Raw genomic sequence first — 21,525 nt, forward strand, 5'->3', positions numbered from 1 at the left:
CCCGCACCCCAGCCGGGCGGCTAGATCGCGCGATCGTTCCGGGGCCCCACCGGAAATCCGGTGGGCCCCCTTTCCTTTTCAGAACAGTGTGAGCGATTCCGACGGCTCGGGCTGCTCGGGCGCGGCCGGCTTCGGCGCCACCGGTGCGGGTGGCGCCGCCACCGCGCCGACCGGCACCAGCGGAGGCAGGTCGGAGATGCCGGACGCGGCGGCATCCGGTGTCGCCGCGGCCGCCCGCGCGGCCTCGCCCGCGAGCTTGTCGGCCTGCTCGTTGAAATAGTTGCCGACGTGCCCGCGGACCCAGCGGAACCGGACCGGGCCCGGCCGGGAGGCGATGTGGTGGTCGATGTGCTGTACCAGCTCGACATTCTTGACCGCGCCGCCCGTCGAGGTGCGCCAGCCGTTGAGCCGCCAGCCCGAGATCCATTCGGACGCGCACTTGATCGCGTACAGCGAATCGCTCTCGATGAGCAACGGCTCGGGCCCGGGGTGCGCGACGATCGCCTCCAGTACCGCACGTAGCTCGGCCACCTGATTGGTACCACTGGCCGCGCCGCCGCTGGCCGTGGTGCCCTGATGATCGACCCAGGCCCAGCCGATGGCGCCGCCCGGATTGCGCAGGCAGGATCCGTCCGTGCTCACGATGATCATGACCGGTACCCTACGCAATCCGACCGACAAGATCGGTATCGTGGAATTGCTCTATCTCCCTGCGTAATTGCGATTCGCTGCGCCGGACCGCCGTACGGACCGCGGCGTCGATCAGCCGCGCGCTCGAGCGCCCGGTCACGCCGCGGGCCGGACGGTAGTCGGCCTCCGAGGTCAGTACGGACCGTCCGTAGCCGAGCGGATCGAAACGCAGCGTCAGGGTGCCCAGCGCAGGCGCCACCTTCCCCGGCCGGCGCCTGCGCAGCGTGTACCCGATGACCGCGTTGTGGCGGTACTCGCTGATGACACACTCGACCGCGGAACGCCATAGGCCCAGGCGGACGGTGGCGGTGAACAGCGCCTCGGGCCCGTGGCCGGTCTCGCCGACCGGCTCGAAGGCCGCGACGCCGAACATCCAGTCCGGCACGTACACGTGGTTGTCCGTGTACGTGAACGCGACCTCCACCGGCGCACCGACATCGCTCGCGTACCTGATGTGGCCCATAGGCTGCTCCCTGTTCCACGGCTGCCGACAAAAGTACTACAGGAATCCTCTTTATTGAACGGTTATCGGCAAACCGGGGACGATCGATCAATCGTCCAATCGATCGGCGATGTGGTCGGCGATCGGCAGCGCCGACGTGGCCGCCGGAGACGGCGCGTTGAGCACGTGCACCGAGCGCGGGGTGCGTTCGATCAGGAAGTCGTGTGCCAGTGTGCCGTCCGGCAGCACCGCCTGTGCGCGAATGCCCGCCTCGCGCGGCAGCAGATCGGCGAGGGTCAGCTCCGGGCAGTATTTTCGGCACTGCGCCAGATAGCCGCGCCGGAACAGCGAATTGCGCAGTTCCCGCAGTCCGGTGCGCACATTACCGGCCGCGACGCGGTGAAAGCCCCGGTAGCCCAGCACTTCTCGGGCATCGCGCAGATCGAGGCTGCCCTTGCGATAGCCTTCGCGGGCCAGGCCCAGGACCGCGTTCGGGCCCACGGTCAGCCCGCCGTCGACGGTCGGGCTCAGATGCACGCCGAGGAACGGCAATTCGGGGTCCGGAATCGGATAGATGAGCGTGCGCACCAGATCCGAGCGCTCCGGCGGCAGTTGGTAGTACTCGCCGCGGAACGGCACGATCCGCAGGGCGATCGGCAATCCGGCCAGCCGCGCCATGCGATCGGCCTGTAGTCCGGCGCACACCACCAGGCGGCGGGTACGCCAGGTACCGGCGGGGCCGGAAACCGTTACCGCGTCGGTGTTCTCGTCGATCGCGGTGATCTCGGCGCCGAGCATGATGTCGCCGCCCGCGGCGCGCACCCGCTCGGCCAGCACCTCGGTCACGCGGGTGTAGTCGACGATGCCGGTGTCGGGTACGTACAGGGCGCCGACACCGGTGACATGCGGCTCCCGCCGCGCCAGTTCGGCGGCGTCGATCCGTTCCACCTCGACGCCATTGGTCACCGACCGCTCGTACAACGCCAGCATGCGCTCGTGTTCGGCGGCATCGGTGGCGACCAGCAACTTTCCGCACACCCGGTGCGGGATGCCGTGTGCGGCAGCGAATTCCTTCGTCCACCGCGCACCCCGGCGGCAGTAGCGCGCCTTGAGACTGCCCGGCTCGTAGTAGATCCCGGAGTGGATCACCCCGCTGTTGTGGCCGGTCTGGTGTGCGGCGAGCGCCGTTGCCTTCTCGACCAGCAGTAGGCTCGCGCCCGGCCGCCGCTCGAGGATCCGGCGTGCGGTCGCCACTCCGACGATGCCGCCGCCGATCACGCAGTAGTCGTACACGCCAGCAGTCTCACACAAGACCGGGCGGGGCCGACTGCGTCAGGCCGTCTCGTTGTCACCCTCCGGCACGATGGCGGGGCGGGCGTGCCGCTGCCACCGCACGTCGTGCTGACCGAGCCGCGGATCCGACACGGCGAAGGTCACTTCGCCGCTCTTGGTGTCGAGATCCGTACGCAGCCGGGTGATTTCGTTCGTGGTGCGCCGCGAACCGTCGCCGAGGCGGTCGGCGAAAACCGTGAACACATTCGTGTCCACGGTCATCGAGACCGAATCCGGTTGGCCGGTGGCGACATTCGCGCCGACGTAGGTATTGCCGGGCAGCGGCAACTGCCCGCCCATTCCGGGCCGCCGCACCGGCGCCTGCGCGGGCACGGCGGGCGCCACGGCCCGATCGAGCACGCGGTCCGGCTCCGCGGCGGGCGGCGGCATGACGGGCTGCGCCGGGAGCGGGCGGCTCTCGGCCACCAAGCCCACGAGACCGGAAACCGCTGTGCCGCGCGGGAATTCGCGGGCGGGCGCGGATTCCGGCGTCCCGGCGGGCGGCGCGGCCGCGGGCGCGGGAAGTTCGGCGGCGGGCGGCCGGGTGGACTCGGCGATCTGATTGACGATGTAGGTGCCGGCGGCGACGGTCAGTCCGATGGAGGCCATGCCGGCGAAGACGATGGCGGTGTGCTGGAAGATCTGGGCCGGTTGCCGACTGCTGCGACGTTGCGTAGCTGGGTGTTGCGACATCACGGTGCGTCCTTTCCGTTCCCCTTGTTCCCCGCTACGGGCGTCGACCCACACCGTTGAAAGTCGTTCGCATGTCCAGGCTACTGTGCCGCGCGGTACCTCATCGGGCGGGTGCGGTCAAGATCACAACACCATCCGCCGCACATGCGTCTTTCGGAGTGCAATTTCCACCCGCTGACCCGGCAATCTCCGGCATCGAGGGGCAAAATCCCGATATCGGGAGAAATCCGACTACTTTGTGTGGCAGGCGTTTCCAGTCGAGAACGCCTGGGTAAACAGTCATCTAGCTGGCGGAGCGCTTGCTTCGACTGCCAACTCTTACCTCCGGCCAATGGCGTCCGGTCGGCACAGGCACGGCGCACCCAAAGTCGGCGCCCGCCAGCTCCCAGCGTGCCGCAACCGCCCCGCGACCCCCGCCTTCGGACCGGCCTTACGCGAATTGCCCTGCGGCACGGCCCGATCCGGCGGGCCCGGCGAAGGCCTGCGCGATGGTCAACCATTCGGCGGCCTCGGCCCCGACGGTCGTCAGCGTCAGATCGTCGCGGTGGCGGCGTTGCGTCACCAGCAGACAGAAATCCAGGGCGGTGCCGGAAACTCGCTGGGCGGCGTCCGCCGGGCCCCAGCTCCACGTCTCCCCGCCCGGTCCGGCCAGGTCTATGCGGAACTCCGTGCTGGGCGCGGTCCGCCCGTGCACCAGATAGGCGAAGTTCCTGGTGCGCACGCCGATATGGGCGATATTGCGCAGCCGCGCGGTCGCGGTGCGGCGCACACCCAGCGCGTCGGCCACGTCCTGACCGTGCGCCCAGGTCTCCATGAGCCGGGCGCTGACCATCGACGCCGTGCTCATCGGCGGCCCGAACCAGGGCAGTTTGGTCCCGGCGGGCACGGCGCGCAGCGCGTCGGTGAGTGCCGTGCGACCGCGGCGCCAGCGCTCGAGCAGGGCCGTCGGCGGTGTCGCGGCGGCCTCCTCGGCGGCCTCGTCGACGAAGGTGAAGGCCTTCGGCTCGGCGGCGCGGACCAGCTCGGCGAAGGCCGCGGCATCGGTCGCCGACACCGTCGCGACCTCGTCGGTCCAGGTCAGGTGCGCGACCTGATGGGCGATGGTCCAGCCGGGCGCGGGCGTCGGGTCGGCCCACCGCGCCTCGGGCAGCGGTGCGACCAGCGCGTCGAGTTCCGCGCATTCGGCGTCGAAGTCGGCGAGCAGGGCCTCGAGATCGGCGGAACCCGTCGTGCGCGGTCGGTCCTCGTTCACGCGCCTCAGCATCGCAATCGGGCTCGAAAAATGCAAGCGCGCGTGCTTGTTATTGCCTCACCAGCCGAACAACACCAGGTGCACGCCGCCGACGGCCAAACCGAGCAGTGCGCCGTGTAGGTACAGCAGCCAAGCGTCCTGCTCCACCGACGCGTAGAACATCTCCATGAACTCGCCCGGCGTGAGTTCCTGCAGCTTGCGGGCGGCGAACTCGTCGATCTTCTCGGCCTGCTCCAGCGCGAACGCCTCGTCCTCGACCAGGCTCGGCGCCAGGCCGACCGCCGCACCGGCCGCGCCCACCTTCAGGTTGTCGAACTGGCGGCGGCCGAACGCCGCCCGCACCACCGACGTGGTGGGGCCGAGTTGGCGGTAGATCTCGTCGGCGATGAGACGCTCGATGAGCTGTCGGGTCTTGTCGCCGTTGGGCCCGTCGAGCAACTCGTTCGCCAGGTTGGGGAGCGTCAGCACCTGATAGGCCAGGATGTGGGCGAGGTCCGCCGCGGCCTGCGGCTGCCGCTTGGCGAGCAGCGCCTGCTTCCACAGATATCGGTAGCGCGGCTGCGGATCGCCGGGCTCGAACACCATCTTGATCGCGAAGACGTTGACGATCACGCCGATCGCCGCGGCCGCCGCCAGGATGATCAGCCACGCCGGAATCCAGCCGATCACCGGAATGTCGTGGTGCACCTGCAGATACAGCGCCAGCAGCAGCCCGAACGGCGCGCCCAGCAGCCCGATGCGCACCATGAAGCGCAGTTCGGGCGCCGCGATCGTGGTGGTGAGGTCCTTGAGGATGAACGGATTGGTCTGCAGGTAGCGGATCACGAAGCTCTTGATGTCGATGAGCTGATCGACATTGTCGCCCAGCCGCTCGAAACCGCGGCGGGTCAGCGCCGGCAGCTCTCGCTCCACCCGCTGGTAGAGGATCTGCCGGGCCGAGCGCGGCACCGCACGCCACAGCTCCGGATTCTCCCGGTACATCATCTCGTCCACGATCGCCCGCACCTGCTTGCGGGCCACCTCGGCGATGTAGTCGGCGATCCCCTCCAGGTCGAGTTCGTGGATGAAATCCCGCGGACTGCCGATCCGCATGATGGCCATGTCGACGCAGATGCTGGCCATCTTCTCCGCGCGGGCCGGAATGAACCCCTGGAAGCCCAGCCGTTTCCCGTCGCCGGAGAACGTCGGCAGCACCTGCACCCGGCGCGGGAAGTACGGATACAGCAGGGGCAGACCGGGAATCCGGATGCCGCGGAAGTAGACCGGCCAGAACAGCATCAGCACGCCGGTCCAGTTGGTGAGCCAACCGGCGATCGCGCTGAAGACCGGGAACGTCACCAGATCCACGACGAACTTCGACTGGCCGGTCAACTGCTCCCAGTCGATGAACACTCCAGCCGCGAGTGTCGTCATCGTCTGGGTCCCCCTAGAGCCGTACGGAGATTTCGGACGAGCCTATCCCGAAACCGGACAGGCGGGCACGGGTGGCCGCTACGGCTTCAGCACGATGCGGATCGGGTTGCCCTGCTTGGCTTCCAGCGCGTGCACGGCCTTCTCGGCGTCCGCCAGCGGCACCACGGCGCTCACCGAGCGGGCGAAATCTATGCGGTGCAGGCTCTGCAGCCGCACCAGCTGATCGACGTGCTCCGGCGACGAGCCGTAGTGCCCGCGCAACTGCTGCCCGAAGAAGCTGAACGCGGTGCCGCCGGTGACGGTGATCGGCTTGTCGGTCAGCCCGACCAGCACCAGCCGCCCGCCGGGACCCAGGCACACCACCGCCTGCTCACGCACCGCCGCGACGCCCGCGAAGTCGAATGCCGCGGCCAGGCCGGTGCCGTGGGTGGCGGCGTAGATCTTCGTGCGCAGATCCGGCTCGGCGGGATCGAAAGCCAGGTCGGCCCCGAACTCCAGGGCGCGTTGCCGCGCGGCCGGGAGCGGATCCACCGCGATGATCGGGGCCGCGCCGACCAGGCGAAGCAACTGGATCGCGTGCGCGCCGAGCCCGCCCACGCCCCAGACGCCGACCGGTTCGGCGGGCCGGACCTCCGCGGTGGTGGTGATCGCGGCCCACGGCGTGGACACCGCGTCGGGGATGAAGCAGGCCTGCTCGAACGGCAGATCGTCGGGAATCGGCACCAGCGTGTCGGTGCGGGCCAGCGCGTATTCGGCCCAGCCGCCGTCGTAGTCGACGCCGCGCGTGTAGACCGCGCCGTTGCGCTGCTCACCGGCCTGCAACAACACCCGGTCCCCGACCTTCGGCCCGGTCACGCCCGGCCCGAGGGTGTGGACGGTGCCCGCCACCTCGTGGCCCAGCGTGACCGTGTCGCCGTTGAGGAACAGCGGTGTCAGCGTTCCGTCGATGAGGTGCACGTCGGACAGGCACACGCCCGCCGCCTCGACCTTGATCAGCACATGATCGGGCCCCGGCTCCGGCACCGGGACCTCCGCCAGCTCCAGTCGGCGTTCCGGTCCCAGGTGAAGGCGTCCTGCCAGCATCATCGGCTCCTCGCGGTGGTCGTCGGTCGCCGTACCCGTGTGCGGCGCTGGACATTTCCGTCCGCACCCGATTCAACACCTCACCCCGCCGGGAAGTACACGACCTCCCACAGGCGCTCGTCCCGGATCGGCGAAATATCCGGCGTGGGATCAGGGGCTCAGCAGGTGGTGGACACGGGCCGCTTCGCGGGTGAGGTGGGCGTGTTCGGGGAGCGTGGTGGCGGCTCGGGCCGCCTCGGCGTACAGCGCGGCGGCCTGTTCGAGGTCGCCGGCGCGTTCGTGGAGGTAGGCGCGGGCGGCGGTGTGGCGGGGCAGGTCCGGGTCGAGTTCGGCGAGGGCGGCGAGTCCGGCCCGGGGACCGTCGGCCTCGCCGACCGCTACCGCGCGGTTCAGGCGGACCACCGGGCTGTCGGTCAGCCGGAGCAGTTCGTCGTACCACTCCACGATCTGCACCCAGTCCGTCTCGGCGGTGCTCGGGGCGTCGGCGTGCAGGGCGGCGACGGCGGCCTGGGCCTGGTATTCGCCCAGCCGGTCGCGGGCCAGCGCGGCCTGCAGAATCAGCACGCCCTCGGCGATCAGGCCGGTGTCCCAACGGGTTCGGTCCTGTTCGGCGAGCGGCACCAGGCGGCCGTCGGGCGCGGTGCGCGACGCCCGGCGAGCGTGGTGCAGCAGCATCAGCGCGAGCAGCCCCGACACCTCGGGCTCGTTGGTCGTGGCCGCGAGCTGGCGGGTGAGCCGGATGGCCTCGGCCGCCAGGTCGACGTCCCCGCCGTAGCCCTCGTTGAAGACGAGGTAGAGCACGCGCAGCACCGTCGCGAGGTCGCCGGGCCGGTCGAGCGGCAGGTCCGCGATGCGCCGCTTGGCCCGGCTGATCCGTTGCGCCATGGTCGCTTCGGGGACGAGATAGGCCGTGGCGATCTGCCGGGTCGTGAGTCCGCCGACCGCGCGCAAGGTCAACGCGACGGCCGACCCCGCGGGCAGGGCGGGGTGCGCGCACAGGAAGTACAGCCACAGCGTGTCGTCCGTGGCGGGCACCGGACCTGCCGGGGGCTCGTCCTCCACGGCGAGTTCCCTTCCGCGCCGTGATGTTTCGGCGCGGGTCGCGTCGAGGAACTTGCGCCATGTGACCGCGACGAGCCACCCCTTCGCATCGCGCGGCGGGTCGTCCGACCACGTTTCCAATGCCCGGATCAGCGCCTCCTGCACGGCGTCCTCGGCCGCGGCGAAGTCGGCCCCGCGGCGGACGAGGACGCCGATCACCGCGGGCACGAGTTCCCGCAGCAGTGCCTCGTTCACTCGGTGACCGTGGGCAACTCGGAGAAGAACGGTCGTACCTCGAGCCACTCCTGGATCGGCCGCCCGCCCGCGCCCGGGGCCGCCGACAGCTCTCCGGCCAGTTCGAGCGCCCGCTCGTAGGTCTCGACGTCGATGGTCACCCATCCGGCGATCAGATCCTTGGTCTCCGCGAACGGGCCGTCGGTGACCGGCGGGCGGCCCGCGCCGTCGGAGCGCACGAACGCGCCCTGCGGGGCCAGCGCCTGACTGTCGACGAACTCGCCGGTGCCCTCGAGTCGCTTGATGAAGTCCTCCATGTATCGCATGTGGGCCGTGACCTCCTCCGGCGTCCACTGGTCCATCGGCACCTCGTTGGTCGGTGCCGGGGCGCCCCGGTAGTGCTTGAGCAGCAGGTACTTGGCCATGATGTTCTCCTCGGTTCGCTGTGGGCTATTTCGGTCGGTCTCAGGCGTGCTGGCGTTCGGCCCGCCGCTGGACCAGTTCCTCGACCGCGCTGGGCAGCGTGGTCTCGAAGTCGATGAGCTTGGCCCAGGTCGGGGTGATGACGATCCGGACCATGCCGTCGTAGAGCGAGCGGACCTCGGCCTCCCACACCACCCGCTGCTCGGGCGTCATCTCGTAGCTGCCGTTCATCTGCAGGTACTCCTCCGGGATGCCGTCCACCACATCCAGTTCCTCCACGCGACCGCGGAGGAGCAGGATCTGCGGCGGATGCACCTCGGTGTCGATGGTCAACGCGACCTCGGGATTGTGCCGCAGCGAAGCCAGCTTCGGGGCATTCTTCGTGGTGCAGACGACGATCCGGGAGCCGTTCCAGACGAAGGCGATCGGAATATTGCGGGGCGTGCCGTCCTTGGCCACGTAGGCCATCCGGAGCAGATCGCGGGCCAGCAGCTCCTGGCTGATCGGTCGGTTCAGGATCGCGGTGATCTCGTTCTGCTGCATGATGGTCGCTCCTTCGTCGGTGTCGTCGAGGCCCGTTCGGCTGCTCGTACCCCTGGGACGGAGCCGTTCGGGAGTTCTCGACGGCCTTGGCGAAAAACTTTCGACTATTTTTCGGACCGGCGTTCGCCGGGGGCGAACAGCAGGTCGGAACAAGGACGGGGGGTATGAGGTTGAGTAGGTGACGCTCAACTCTGGAAGGGGCTGAAACCTGTGACTACCCCACAACGCCTACCGGTGCTGTTCCTGACCGATCCGGTCGTGCTGCCGGGCATGGTCGTGCCGATCGAGCTGGACGAGTCGGCGCAGGCCGCCATCGACGCGGCGCGGGCCGCGAACCTGGATTCCGTGTTGCTCGCGCCGCGCCTGTCCGAGGGCTACGCCGCCTACGGCGTGGTCGCGACCATCGAGCAGGTCGGCCGGATGCGCGGTGGCGCACCCGCCGCCGTGCTGAAGGCCGAGCAGCGCGCGAAGATCGGGCACGGCGTGACCGGTCCGGGCGCCGCGCTCTGGGTCGAGGCCGAACCGGTCGAGACCGCCGCGCCCGACGGCCGCACGAAAGAGCTTGCGGCCGAATACAAGAAGCTGGTCGTGTCCGTACTGCAGCGCCGCGAGGCATGGCAGGTCATCGACGCGGTGAACCGGCTGACCGACCCCTCCGCGCTGGCCGACACCGCCGGCTACGCGCCCTACCTGACCGACGAGCAGAAGCGCGAACTGCTCGACACCCCGGACGTCGCCGCCCGCCTGAACACGTTGATCGGCTGGACCAAGGACCACATCGCCGAGGTCGAGGTCACCGAGAAGATCAGCGAGGACGTGCGCGAGGGGATGGAGAAGTCCCAGCGCGAGTTCCTGCTGCGCCAGCAGCTCAACGCGATTCGCAAGGAGCTGGGCGAGAACGAGCCCGACGGCGCGGACGACTACCGCACCCGGGTCGAGACCGCCGACCTGCCCGACAAGGTCCGCGAGGCCGCGCTGCGCGAGGTCGACCGGCTCGAGCGCGGCAGCGACCAGAGCCCGGAGGCGGGCTGGATCCGCACCTGGCTGGACACCGTCCTGGAACTGCCGTGGACGGTGAAAACCGAGGACTCGACCGACATCTCGGCCGCCCGCGCGGTGCTGGACGCCGATCACCACGGTCTGGACGAGGTGAAGGATCGCATGGTCGAGTACCTGGCGGTGCGGGCCCGGCGGGCGGCGCGCGGCCTGGAGGTCGTGGGCGGTCGCGGTTCCGGCGCGGTGCTGGTGCTGACCGGTCCGCCCGGTGTCGGCAAGACCTCGCTCGGGGAGAGCGTGGCGCGGGCGCTGGGCCGCAAGTTCGTGCGCGTCGCCCTGGGCGGTGTGCGCGACGAGGCGGAGATCCGCGGGCACCGGCGCACCTACGTCGGGGCGCTGCCCGGCCGCATCGTGCGGGCGGTCAAGGAGGCGGGTTCGATGAATCCCGTTGTCCTGCTGGACGAGATCGACAAGGTCGGCGCCGACTTCCGGGGCGACCCGGCGGCCGCGCTGCTGGAGGTGCTGGACCCGGCGCAGAACCACACGTTCCGCGACCACTACCTCGATCTGGATCTGGACCTGTCCGACGTGCTGTTCATCGCGACCGCGAACGTCATGGAGACGATCCCCGGCCCGCTGCTGGACCGCATGGAGCTGATCACCGTCGACGGATACACCGAGGACGACAAGGTGGCCATCGCCCGCGACTTCCTGGTGCCCCGGCAGCTGGAACGCAACGCGCTGACCGCCGACGAGGTGACCATCACCGACGAGGCGCTGCGCGAAATCGCCGCGAACTACACCCGCGAGGCGGGTGTACGGCAGATGGAGCGGTTGATCGCGAAGGCCTTGCGCAAGGCGGCGACTCGGCTGTCGGGCGGCGAAACCCTCGGCTACGACCCGGAATTGGGCTACGACGCGCTGGTCGAAGCCGAAACGCCCGCTGTCCCTTCACCTTCCGAGCCACTCACCATCGGTCTCGGCGACTTGAAGGACTACCTGGGCCGCCCCCGGTTCACCCCGGACTCGGTGGAACGCACCGCGGTCCCGGGCGTGGCGACGGGCCTGGCGGTGACGGGCGCGGGCGGCGACGTCCTCTACATCGAGGCCAACGCCGCCGAGGGCGAGCGCGCGCTCACCCTGACCGGACAGCTGGGTGACGTCATGAAGGAGTCCGCGCAGATCGCCCTGACCTATGTGCGCTCGCACCTGGAGGAGATCGGCATCGAGCCGAAGATGCTGGACCGCAACATCCACATCCACTTCCCCGCGGGCGCGGTGCCCAAGGACGGTCCGTCTGCGGGCGTCACCATGGTCACGGCCCTGGTGTCGCTGGCGCTGGACCGGCAGGTGCGTGGCGATGTCGGCATGACCGGCGAGGTCACGCTGAACGGCCGGGTGCTGCCGATCGGCGGCGTGAAGCAGAAGCTGCTGGCCGCCCAGCGCGCCGGGCTGAAGACCGTGTTCATCCCGGCCCGCAACGAGCCGGATCTGGACGAGGTCCCGGCGGAAGTGCTGGCGGCGCTGGATGTCCGGCCCGTCGCCGACGTGGCGGAGATCCTGGCCTACGCCATCGAGCCGGTCGCCGAACCGGCCTACGATCGGCCGCTGGCCGCCTCCGCCTGATCACCGCCTGATCCGGTCCGGAGACCGAAAAAGGGGCCGTGCACGAGAGTGCACGGCCCCTTTTCACGTTGACCTAAGCGACATCCGTCCCCTGCGGGACGGCCACCACCTCGGGCGCCGGGACCACGGTCTCGACGGAAGCCGCTGCGGCACTGCGCTTCTCGCGCCGCAGCCGCCACAGCAACACCCCCGACCCGGCCAGCACCACCGCGTAGATCAGGACGTAGGCGTTCATCAGCACCGGCGCGATCGTCCACCACGGCGGCAGCAGGAATATCCCGACGCTGACCCAGGTGGGGCTCCACTGATAGGTCCACGCCCCGATCGAGAGCACCAGGGCCACGGCGGCGATCCACCACACCGGCCGCGTCTGCGCCCGATGCGCCAGATAGACCAGCAGCGGCACGAACCACACCCAGTGATGTCCCCACGCGAACGGCGAGATCGCGCACGCCGTCATCCCCGCCACGGTGACCGCGAGCAGCCGTTCACCGTGCCGGTGCAAGGCCGCCGTGACGGCCAGGCTCAGCAGCGCGACACCGCCCGCCACCAGGATCCACAGCCACATCGGCGCCCAATGCGTACCGAGCAGATGCGCGATCGCGCCGCGAATGGACTGGTTCGCCGGATGCGCGTCCTCGCCGATCCGATTGGACTGGAAGAACGTCGACGTCCAGTACTGCCGCGAATCTCCGGGCAGCACCAGTCCCGACAGCACGATGGTGCCCAGGAACGTGCCCGCCGCCGTGAGGGCCGAGCGCCACTGCCGCATCGCCACGAACTGCACCACGAAATAGAGCGGAACCAGCTTGATCCCGGCCGCCACACCGACGCCGATCCCGCGCAATCGGCTGCGGTCGCCGCGCGAGAAGTCCCACAGCACCAGCGCCATCAGCATGAGGTTGATCTGCCCGTAGTACAGCGTGGTCCGCACCGGTTCGATGAACACGAGGGTGAGCGCCAGCAGCGCGCTGACCGCCGCGAGCCGCCGGTCGAAGCGGTAACCGAGCATCCGCCAGCTCAGCACGATGCAGGCGAACAGCACCGCGAGATTGATCCCCATCCACGTATTGGTGACCCAGCCCCAGGGAAACAGGGCGATGGGGATGAACGCCAGCGTGGAGAACGGCGTGTAGGTGTAGAGCAGGCCGAAGAACGTGGACTCCGTGTAGAGCGGATGGCCGTGCAGGATCCGCCAGGCGCCGTCGCGATAGATGTGGGCGTCGAGCCCGCCGTCCAGGATGCCCGCCCTGTCCAGCCACGGGTCGACCATCGTGAACACCAGCACGACCGCCAGCACGGCGGTGCCGGCGAGCGCGAACAGGGTGATGCGCAGGTGCGACAGCTCGGCCGGCCGCGGGCCGTATTCGATTTTTTCCTCACTCACCTGCTATCACTTCGTTCCCCGACCTGTCGCATGTCCGTTGCCGAGTTCCCAACCTAACTACTCGGTCGGATCTCTACATGCCCCGGTTGCCGGGGGCCGAATCGTGGCGTACGCCACCGGCACGCCGGCGACGGCCGGAGTGCGGGAATTCAGTTGCCGCCGGACAGTTCTCGTTCCACCGCGCGCGTGGTGCCCTGGGCGGCGGCGACCAGCACCGATTCGCCGTCCTCGGTCTCGGCGAAGATCTCGCACCGGCACACCGCCTGCCGCCGGGTGGCGCCGGTGCACTGCGCCTGCGCGCGCAGCCGGACACCGCTCGCCGGGCGCAGATAGGTGATGGTGAAGCCGCCGGTGAGCACGTTCGGACCGAGGGCGAGCGCGGCGGCGTAGGTCAGCGCGTTGTCGGCGGCGTAGGCGAGCACGCCGCCGTGCACGTAACCGAATTGCTGGCCGTGGTCCGGGCGGAGCGGGATCACCAGGGTGATCCCGCTCTCGTCGTAGGCGGTGATCTCGGCGCCGACCAGGCGGCTGAACGGCTGGGCGGCGAGCACCGCGCGGGCGGTGTCGATATCGAGGGCGGTCGTCATCGGTCGGCTCCGGGTTCGTCGTCGGGTCGGGGTGCGCGCAGCGCCTGCCAGGCCGCGCGGGCCAGTTCGGGCGCCACCTCGGCGGGGGCCGTGCGGATCTCGCCGCCCAGCCAGTGCCGGGAGTACTCCTGCGCCGGGCCCAGCCACAGCGCGTAGAGCAGATCGAATTCGAGGTCACGCACCGCGCCGTAGCCGGCGTGGGTGCGCCACCAGCGGGCCACATCGCGCAGGAACTCGCGGTTGCTGTCGCTCTCGCGGACACCCGGGGGCCGGGCCGAGGTCAGCACCTTCGCGCGGTACTGGTTCTCGGTCACCCAGCGCAGATGCTCGACCACCCCGGCGGTGACCCCGGCCCGGGCGTCGGCGCTGTCGCCGACCGCCGCCCAGAAATGGCGCTGGTAATCGGCCAGCGCGTGCGCCCACACCTGCCGATACAGCTCCGACTTGTCCGGGAAGTGGTGGTACAGCGCCCCCACGCTGGCCCCGGCGGCATCGCGGATCTGCGTGAGGGTGGCGTCGAGCGCCCCGTTCTCCGCGAACTGCCGCTCGGCCGCCAGCAGCAACCGATCTCGAATCTTCACAAACAGAATTTAGTTCGGTAATCACGGATAGTGCAATACCTACGGACCGGGCAGACTGTTTTCATGCCTCGATGGCTGCTGCACGTGGATCTCGACCAGTTCCAGGCCGCGGTGGAATTCCGCCGCCACCCGGAACTGCGCGGACGGCCGGTCATCGTGGGTGGCAACGGCGATCCCGACGAACCGCGCAAGGTGGTGACCTGCGCGTCCTACCCGGCTCGGGCATTCGGGGTACGGGCGGGGATGGCGTTGCGCGCGGCGGCCCGCAAATGTCCCGAGGCCGTCTTCCTGCCGCTGGACATGGCCACCTACGAGGAGGCGTCGGAGGAGGTCATGTCGCTGCTGCGGACCTTCCCGGGGCGGGTCGAGGTGCTCGGCTGGGACGAGGCGTTCCTGGCTGCCGACGTCGACGACCCGGAGCGGCTGGCCGCCGAGATCCGCGCCGCGGTCGCCACCCTGGACCTGACCTGCTCGATCGGCATCGGCGACAACAAGCTCCGGGCCAAGCTCGCCACCGGCTTCGCCAAGTCCGTCGGCAAGGGTGATCCGGGCGCGGGGGCCCCGGCCGGTTCGCCGACGGGTGTCTTCCGGCTCACCGCCGACAACTGGACCGAACTGATGGCACACCGCCCGACCAGCGCGCTCTGGGGCATCGGCGCCCGCATCGCGAAACGGCTGGCGGACTTGGACATCGAGACGGTGGCGCAGCTGGCCGCCGCCGATCGCGCGGTGCTGGCCGCCGAGTTCGGGCCGTCCACCGGGCCGTATCTGTGGCTGCTCGGCCAGGGCGCCGGTGACACCGATGTGGTTACCGAACCGCGAATTCCGGTGGGCCGCAGCAAGTCCGAGACCTTTCCGCGGGACCTCACCGATCGCGCCGAGATCGGAGCCCAGGTCGAGCGGCTCGCCGCGGAGGTCGCCGAGGAGATGGCGGCGGCCGGGCGCGTCACCCATCGCGTCGGAGTCACGGTGCGCAGCAACACCTTCTACACCCGCACCAAACAGCGCAAGCTGCCCGCTCCCACCACCGATGTGAACGAGATCGTGCAAGCCGCCCGGGAGGTGCTGGACCGGTTCGAACTCGATCGGCCGATCCGGTTGCTCGGTGTTCGCCTCGAACTGGTCCCGCAGTGAGGCCGCCCCCGCCGATCCGAACGGATCGAGCCCGGGCGCGGTTTCGAACCGTATGCGTGCGGCAAGATCAGACAGCAGGACACTTCACGGAAGGCAGCGCATGACCGAGTACCAGACCCTGCGGTTCGAACAGAGCGGCAGTATCGCCCGGATCACCCTGAACAGGCCGACCTCGGCCAACGGCATCGACCACGTGCTCGGCAAGGAGCTGGCGCAGCTGGCGAGCCTGTGTGCCGACGACCCGGCGCTCAAGGTGGTCACGCTGACCGGCGCGGGCAAGTTCTTCTCCGCCGGCGGTGATCTGAAGGCGATGGCCGCGCAGGGCGGTGGCGCCGGGGCGTACGTCAAGGGGCTGGCCGACGATCTGCACCAGGCGATCTCCTCGTTCGCGCGCATGGACGCGCTGCTGATCACCGCCGTGAACGGTGTCGCCGCCGGAGCCGGGTTCAGCCTGGCCGTCACCGGCGATCTGGTGATCGCGGGCGAGTCGGCCTCGTTCACCATGGCCTACACCCGCGCCGGCCTGAGCCCCGACGGCGGCGCCTCCTACTATCTGCCGCGTCTGATCGGGTTGCGCCGCACCCAGGATCTGATGCTCACAAACCGCGCCCTCTCCGCCGGGGAGGCGCTGGACTGGGGCCTGGTGCACCGTGTGGTCCCCGACGACGAACTCCCCACGGCGACAGCGGAACTGGCCGAGCGATTCGCCGCGGGCCCCAAGCACGCCAACGCCAACGTGAAGAAGCTGCTCCTGGTCAGCTCCAGCCACAACTTGGAGGAACAACTCGCCCGCGAGTCCGCCTTCATCTCCACCTGCGCCGACTCCCCCGACGGCCAGGAGGGTATCGACGCCTTCCTGAACAAGCGCACCCCAAGCTTCGACTGAACTCGACGGCGACACATCAAGCGCTTCCGGGGTCGCCGCCCGGCTGTGACGGGGATTCGGACGCACTACGGTGGGTGGCCATGAGCGTCGCTCCGGCCGTGGCACCGGAGTACGGGTCTGTCCGGCGCGGGACGGCGGACGTCCGGCGCGTGCCGCCGATCGCGGTCGCGGCCGTCCTCGTCGTGGCGCAGCTGGGCGTGCGCGGCTGGGTGGCGGGCAGCGGATTCTTCTACTGGGACGACCTCATTCTTGTCGGCCGCGCCGGGACGGAACCGCTGCTGTCCTCGGACCTGTTGCTGCACAGCCACGACGGGCATTTCATGCCGCTGGCCTTCGTCGTCGCCTGGGTGGTCACGGCGGTGGCCCCGCTGGACTGGGCCGGGCCGGTGGTCTCGCTGCTGGTGCTGCAAGCGGCGGCGTCGGTGGCGGTGCTCCGGATGCTGATCGTGCTCGATACGGGCCGGGCCGGGGCGTCCAGCGCTCCGGGGTGGCGCAATGCCCGCTGGAACATCCTGCTGCCGTTGGTCTTCTACCTCTTCTGCCCGCTGACGCTGCCGTCGTTCGCCTGGTGGGCGGCCGCGCTCGACGCCTTGCCGCTGCAAGCGGCGCTGGCCTGGGTGATCGGCGACGCGGTGCTGCTGGTCCGCACCGGACGGCGGCGCTACGCGCTCACGGGCATCGCCGTCTTCGCCGCCGGGCTGCTGTTCTTCGAGAAATGCGTGGTGATCCCGTTCGTCGCGTTCGCCGTGGCCGCGCTGGCCGGTCATATCGACCACCGGTCCGGGGCGATGCGGGCGGTGGTCCGGCGGGCCGCCGCGCTGTGGGCGGGTTCGGCGGTGGTGCTGACTTGCTGGGCGGCCGCGTATTTCGCGGTGCTCGACACCTCCGCCGTCCGCGGCGACCCCGCGAATCTGCGGGACCTGCTGCACAGCGCCACCTCACTGGGCATCGTGCCGACCCTGCTGGGCGGACCGTGGTCGTGGGCCCGGTGGCTGCCGTCCACGCCGTGGGCCGTGCCGCCGGGCTGGGCCGTCGTGCTGTCGTGGATCGCCCTCGGCGGCGCGGTCCTGCTCTCGATCCGGTTCCGCGCGCGCGTGATCCCGGTCTGGATCCTGTTGGCCGCCTACGTAATAGCCGCCCAACTCCCGATCGCCCTGATCCGAGGCGGCCCGAACACCGCCGCCGAACTCATGCAGTCGCTGCGCTACCTCGCCGACGTCGCGGTCGTCCTCGCCGCCGCCGCTGCCCTGTTACTCCGTGCTCACCCCCGGACCCGCCGCACCGCCAGCGGTCCCGAGGCCGCCGCGCCGCCCCTCCATACCGACGATTCGGCGAGCGCCCGCCGGGCCACGTGGCGTGCCCGGGCTCGGGTGGGCGTGGTGGCTCTGACGGTCGCTTTCGTGGCGAGCAGCTTGTGGTCGACGGGGACCTTCACGAGATCGTGGGCGGTCAGCCCGGCGCGGACCTATCTCACCACCGTGCGGGCGGATCTTGCCGAGGGTGGGCCTGCGCTGCTGGACCAGGAGGTGCCGTGGGCGGTGCTGACTCCGCTGGCGTATCCGCAGAACCTGGCCAGCCGAGTGCTGGCGCCCGTCGCCCCCGATGCGTTCGCCGACTCGACGCCGCAATTGCGAATGATCACCGACAGCGGCGAGATCGTCCCGGCGCAGGTGTGGTGGAATCGCGGCATCCGGCCGGGTCCGGAGCCCGGCTGCGGATACCGCATCGAGGGCGAGGCATCGGTGGAACTCGCCCTCGACGGGCCCATGCTCGACAACGGCTGGACCGCCCAGTTGAACTATTTCGCGAACCGGGACGGCCGCGTCGTCGCGGGCATGGAGCACGGCCGCGTCGTCTCCGTGCCGATCCGGGCGGGCCTGCACACGGTGTTCGTCCGGCTGGTCGGCGGCGGGTCCGCGCTCCGGATCGCCTCGCGCACACCAGGACTCGACCTCTGCGTCGGCGCGGGGCCGGTCGGCGTCGCGTCCTACGACCGCTGAGGCGCGCCGACCCTCTATCCTCGGACCCATGCAGTTCTGGGCGATGGTGGCACACGAGACCGACGGCGGCGTGGAACTGGTGCGCGAGGAGGTCGGCGACGATTTCCTCGGTCCCGGCACGGTGACGATCAAGGTGCACTTCTCCAGTGCCAACTTCAAGGACGGGCTGGCCGTCACCCCGGGCGGCGGCGTCGTGCGCGGCTACCCGATCATCCCCGGCATCGACGTGACCGGCGAGGTGGTCGCCTCCGAGGATCCCGCCTTCGCACCGGGCGATCAGGTGATCGCGCACGGCTACGACATCGGTGTCGCACACAACGGCGGCTTCGCCGAATACGCCCGTGTCCCCGCCGAGTGGGTGGTGAAGCTGGACGGGCTGACCACCCGGGAGGCCGCGGCCCTCGGCACCGCGGGCTTCACCGCCGCACTGAGCGTCCAGGCCCTGCTCGACCGCGGCCTGACACCCGACGCGGGCCCGGTGCTGGTCACCGGCGCGACCGGCGGCGTCGGCACCGTGGCGGTGGACATCCTGGCCGGCCTCGGCTTCGAGGTGGTGGCATCGACCGGCAAGACCGATGCGGGTGAGCGGCTGGCCGCCCTCGGCGCGAAGTCCGTGATCGGACGGCTGCCGGAGGATCCGGACGCGAAGCCGCGGCCGCTGGCCAAGGCGCAGTGGGCGGGCGCGGTCGACAGCGTCGGCGGCAAATCCCTCGCGCACGTGCTGAGCACGATCCGCTACGGCGGCACCGCGGCGGCGAGCGGCCTGACCGGCGGCACCGGACTGCCCACCACCGTCATGCCCTTCATCCTGCGCGGCGTCGCGCTGCTGGGCATCGATTCGGTGCAGTTCCCGATCGACCAGCGTCGCGAACTGTGGGCTCGCCTGGGCAAAGACCTGAAGCCGCGGCATCTTTCGGACTACGAGAACTACGCGCCGGTGACCAGGGCGGCCGAGGTCCTCGACGCGATCCGCGCGGGACGCCATTCGGGCCGCACGGTGCTCGGCGTCGCCGGGGAGTTCTGACAGTTTTGGACTGATCTATCTAAAACTGCTACCCTCCTCGTATGGCACGACCCAGGCAATTCGACGAGGAGCGCGCGGTGGACGCGGCGATGCGCGCGTTCTGGGAGGCCGGTTACGAAGGCACCTCCACGCAGGACCTGTGCGCCGCGACGGGATTGGGCCGCAGCAGCATCTACAACACCTTCGCGGGCAAGCACGAGCTGTACGAGCGAGCGCTGCGGCAGTACATGGCAAGCAAGAACTCCGACACCTTCGCCCTGGTCGACCAGCCCGGGACGGCGCGGGACAAGGTGCGGTCACTGCTGTGGAAAATCGTCGACGCCCCGGCGGACGACCCACTGGGATGCCTGGTCGTGCACGCGACCGTCGAACTCGGCGGGCGCGATCCGGAAGTGACGAGGCTGCTGCGGGCCGACCTGGAGCGCCGGATGACGGCGATCACCGCCATGATCGAGGCCGGACAGCGCGCCGGTGAGATCGACAATGCCCGCAGCGCAACCGATCTCGCGCATTTCGTGGTCGCGACGATCGGCGGCATGCGGGTGTCGGCGCGGGGCGGCGCGGACCGCGCGACGCTGGAGGCCATCGCGAATGTCGCGCTGAGCTGTCTGTGATGCCGCGGTAGGTCGCCGTCCGGCGGACCGAAAACCGATGGGAGCCGGGCGCTTTCGTGTGCCCTTGTTTTGAACTGAACGATCCAAAAAGAAAGGGAGGCCGGTTGCCATGCCGTTGGCCGTCTATATCCTGGGGCTGTCCATCTTCGCCCAGGGCACCTCGGAGCTGATGCTCGCGGGACTGCTCACCGAAATGTCGAGCGACCTCGGGGTTTCCGTGCCGCAGGCCGGACTGCTGATCTCCGCCTTCGCGCTGGGCATGCTGGTGGGGGCGCCCGTCCTGGCCGTCGCGACGCAGCGGTGGTCGCGGCGCACCGCCCTGCTCGCCTTCCTCGCGGTATTCCTCGCCGCGCATGTCGTGGGCGCGCTGACCTCCGACTACTGGGTGCTGTTCGGCACGCGCGCCGTAGCGGCGTTCGTCTATGCCGGGTTCTGGTCGGTGGCCGCCGCGACCGCCGTCGGCCTGGTTCCGGGCAACGCGCGCGGCAAGGCGATGAGCGTCGTCGCCGGTGGCCTCACGGTCGCCACCATCGCCGGACTTCCCGCGGGCACCTTCATCGGACAGCATCTGGGCTGGCGCGCGGCGTTCTGGGCGGTCGCGGTGCTGACGGCGCTCGCCATGGTGGGCGTGCTCCTCGAGGTGCCCGATGCGCGCCGCACCGACGTGCCGCGGATCCGGGAAGAGTTGCGCGCCTTGGCCACCGCGCCGGTGTGGCTGCTCTACGGCACCACCATGCTGGCCACCTCCGCCCTGTTGGTGTCCTTCGGCTACCTGGGCGCGATGCTGACCGAGACGACGGGACTGGCCGAGGGCTGGGTTCCGGTCGTGCTGGCCGTCTACGGTCTCGGCGGCGTGATCGGCATCGTCCTCGGCGGCCGCACCGCCGACGCGCATCCGTCGCGGACGCTGGTGGTCGGTGTCACGGGCCTGACCCTGACCTCGGTGCTGCTGGCGCTCACCGCGCACTTCGTCGCGCCGGTCGTGGTGCTGGTATTCCTGTTGGGCGCCTTCGGTTTCGGGGTCAACCCGGTACTGAACAGCCGGGTGTTCACGCTGGCTCCGGCCGCGTCGACGCTGGGCGCCGCGGGTAATGTCTCGTCGTTCAACGTCGGCATCACCGCCGGTCCCTGGCTCGGTGGCCTGGCCATCGGAGCGGGCATGGGCTACCCGGCGGTGGCGTGGATCGGCGCGGCGCTGGGGGTGGCGGCGCTGGGAGTGGTCGGCTGGTCGAATGCCTTGGCCCGCAAGGAATCCGGCGACGCGAGTGCGTCATCGGAACGCGAGCCCGCCGCAGCCGACGCCTGACCCGGCTGGAGACCCCTTCTCCCGACAGTTTTCGGGGGGACGACCGGCCCCCCCCCCGGGCACAGGCGCCGCGCGGCGGGGGCGGGCGGCGCCCCGCGGGCCGCGGGCGCGACCGATGTGGTCTTCTCGCAGACCGGCCTGACCACCTCCGAGGACCAGCGCCGAACCTGGCGGCTTCACGGCGAGCTGAATAGCGCTCGCCGCGGGGGCGATCAGGCCATGTTGCCGGCGTAGCAGA

At 70.2% G+C, this 21,525-nt stretch carries 20 protein-coding genes; 7 read left to right on the plus strand and 13 right to left on the minus strand.

What is annotated here, in order from left to right; translation table 11 throughout:
* Window positions 1-78 precede the first annotated feature (78 nt).
* The 10 genes from QH470_RS16760 to QH470_RS16805 all read right to left on the minus strand — a co-directional run bounded on the left by QH470_RS16760 (window position 79) and on the right by QH470_RS16805 (window position 9,146).
* The gene (locus tag QH470_RS16760; protein ID WP_280273298.1) at window positions 79-651 is read right to left on the minus strand and encodes a ribonuclease H family protein; all 573 of its coding nucleotides are present in this window, start codon (window positions 649-651) and stop codon (window positions 79-81) included.
* Window positions 652-661: 10 nt separating this feature from the next.
* Window positions 662-1,153 (minus strand): SRPBCC family protein, encoded by a 492-nt coding sequence (locus QH470_RS16765; RefSeq protein ID WP_280273299.1) that lies wholly within the window; start codon window positions 1,151-1,153, stop codon window positions 662-664.
* Window positions 1,154-1,240: 87 nt separating this feature from the next.
* Window positions 1,241-2,425, minus strand: a complete 1,185-nt coding sequence (lhgO, locus tag QH470_RS16770) for an L-2-hydroxyglutarate oxidase (RefSeq protein ID WP_280273300.1) — start codon at window positions 2,423-2,425, stop codon at window positions 1,241-1,243.
* 39 nt (window positions 2,426-2,464) lie between these two features.
* The gene (locus QH470_RS16775; protein ID WP_280273301.1) at window positions 2,465-3,157 is read right to left on the minus strand and encodes a hypothetical protein; all 693 of its coding nucleotides are present in this window, start codon (window positions 3,155-3,157) and stop codon (window positions 2,465-2,467) included.
* Window positions 3,158-3,587: 430 nt separating this feature from the next.
* Window positions 3,588-4,409 carry a TIGR03084 family metal-binding protein gene (locus tag QH470_RS16780; RefSeq protein WP_280273302.1) on the minus strand — a complete coding sequence of 274 codons (822 nt, stop codon included), beginning with the start codon at window positions 4,407-4,409 and terminating at the stop codon, window positions 3,588-3,590.
* A 57-nt stretch (window positions 4,410-4,466) separates the two neighbouring features.
* Window positions 4,467-5,822 (minus strand): DUF445 domain-containing protein, encoded by a 1,356-nt coding sequence (locus tag QH470_RS16785; RefSeq protein WP_280273303.1) that lies wholly within the window; start codon window positions 5,820-5,822, stop codon window positions 4,467-4,469.
* A gap of 78 nt (window positions 5,823-5,900) precedes the next feature.
* Window positions 5,901-6,908 carry a zinc-binding dehydrogenase gene (locus QH470_RS16790; protein WP_280273304.1) on the minus strand — a complete coding sequence of 336 codons (1,008 nt, stop codon included), beginning with the start codon at window positions 6,906-6,908 and terminating at the stop codon, window positions 5,901-5,903.
* A gap of 147 nt (window positions 6,909-7,055) precedes the next feature.
* A complete protein-coding gene (locus QH470_RS16795; RefSeq protein WP_280273305.1) occupies window positions 7,056-8,201 on the minus strand; it encodes an RNA polymerase sigma factor in 1,146 nt (381 codons plus the stop codon).
* The gene (locus QH470_RS16800; protein WP_280273306.1) at window positions 8,198-8,605 is read right to left on the minus strand and encodes a YciI family protein; all 408 of its coding nucleotides are present in this window, start codon (window positions 8,603-8,605) and stop codon (window positions 8,198-8,200) included. The genes QH470_RS16795 and QH470_RS16800 overlap by 4 nt, the downstream gene beginning before the upstream one ends.
* 40 nt (window positions 8,606-8,645) lie before the next feature.
* Window positions 8,646-9,146 carry a pyridoxamine 5'-phosphate oxidase family protein gene (locus QH470_RS16805; RefSeq protein ID WP_280273307.1) on the minus strand — a complete coding sequence of 167 codons (501 nt, stop codon included), beginning with the start codon at window positions 9,144-9,146 and terminating at the stop codon, window positions 8,646-8,648.
* Between the two features lie 270 nt (window positions 9,147-9,416).
* Between QH470_RS16805 and lon the strand changes: the two genes are divergently transcribed.
* Window positions 9,417-11,768 carry an endopeptidase La gene (lon, locus tag QH470_RS16810; RefSeq protein ID WP_280273317.1) on the plus strand — a complete coding sequence of 784 codons (2,352 nt, stop codon included), beginning with the start codon at window positions 9,417-9,419 and terminating at the stop codon, window positions 11,766-11,768.
* 73 nt (window positions 11,769-11,841) lie between these two features.
* Here the strand turns inward: lon and QH470_RS16815 are convergent, their stop codons facing one another.
* From QH470_RS16815 to QH470_RS16825, 3 genes are all read right to left on the minus strand, one after another.
* Window positions 11,842-13,155 carry a glycosyltransferase 87 family protein gene (locus QH470_RS16815; protein WP_280273308.1) on the minus strand — a complete coding sequence of 438 codons (1,314 nt, stop codon included), beginning with the start codon at window positions 13,153-13,155 and terminating at the stop codon, window positions 11,842-11,844.
* Window positions 13,156-13,304: 149 nt separating this feature from the next.
* The gene (locus QH470_RS16820) at window positions 13,305-13,742 is read right to left on the minus strand and encodes a PaaI family thioesterase (protein ID WP_280273309.1); all 438 of its coding nucleotides are present in this window, start codon (window positions 13,740-13,742) and stop codon (window positions 13,305-13,307) included.
* Window positions 13,739-14,323 (minus strand): TetR/AcrR family transcriptional regulator, encoded by a 585-nt coding sequence (locus QH470_RS16825; protein WP_280273310.1) that lies wholly within the window; start codon window positions 14,321-14,323, stop codon window positions 13,739-13,741. The genes QH470_RS16820 and QH470_RS16825 overlap by 4 nt, the downstream gene beginning before the upstream one ends.
* Before the next feature lie 63 nt (window positions 14,324-14,386).
* Here QH470_RS16825 and QH470_RS16830 point away from each other — a divergent pair, with 63 nt between their 5' ends.
* The 6 genes from QH470_RS16830 to QH470_RS16855 all read left to right on the plus strand — a co-directional run bounded on the left by QH470_RS16830 (window position 14,387) and on the right by QH470_RS16855 (window position 21,287).
* Window positions 14,387-15,457: a DNA polymerase IV gene (locus QH470_RS16830; protein ID WP_280273311.1), complete on the plus strand. Its 1,071-nt coding sequence runs from the start codon at window positions 14,387-14,389 to the stop codon at window positions 15,455-15,457.
* Between the two features lie 100 nt (window positions 15,458-15,557).
* Entirely contained in the window at window positions 15,558-16,343 is a 786-nt protein-coding gene (locus QH470_RS16835; protein WP_280273312.1) for an enoyl-CoA hydratase/isomerase family protein, read from the plus strand.
* Window positions 16,344-16,423: 80 nt separating this feature from the next.
* Window positions 16,424-18,343, plus strand: a complete 1,920-nt coding sequence (locus QH470_RS16840; RefSeq protein ID WP_280273313.1) for a hypothetical protein — start codon at window positions 16,424-16,426, stop codon at window positions 18,341-18,343.
* Between the two features lie 28 nt (window positions 18,344-18,371).
* Complete coding sequence (locus tag QH470_RS16845; RefSeq protein ID WP_280273314.1) at window positions 18,372-19,367, plus strand: oxidoreductase; 996 nt, start codon at window positions 18,372-18,374, stop codon at window positions 19,365-19,367.
* A gap of 41 nt (window positions 19,368-19,408) precedes the next feature.
* A complete protein-coding gene (locus QH470_RS16850) occupies window positions 19,409-19,981 on the plus strand; it encodes a TetR/AcrR family transcriptional regulator (RefSeq protein ID WP_280273315.1) in 573 nt (190 codons plus the stop codon).
* A 109-nt stretch (window positions 19,982-20,090) separates the two neighbouring features.
* The gene (locus QH470_RS16855) at window positions 20,091-21,287 is read left to right on the plus strand and encodes a Cmx/CmrA family chloramphenicol efflux MFS transporter (RefSeq protein ID WP_280273316.1); all 1,197 of its coding nucleotides are present in this window, start codon (window positions 20,091-20,093) and stop codon (window positions 21,285-21,287) included.
* Window positions 21,288-21,525 lie beyond the last annotated feature (238 nt).

This window comes from Nocardia wallacei (assembly GCF_029868745.1).
GTDB classification, from domain to species: domain Bacteria; phylum Actinomycetota; class Actinomycetes; order Mycobacteriales; family Mycobacteriaceae; genus Nocardia; species Nocardia wallacei_B.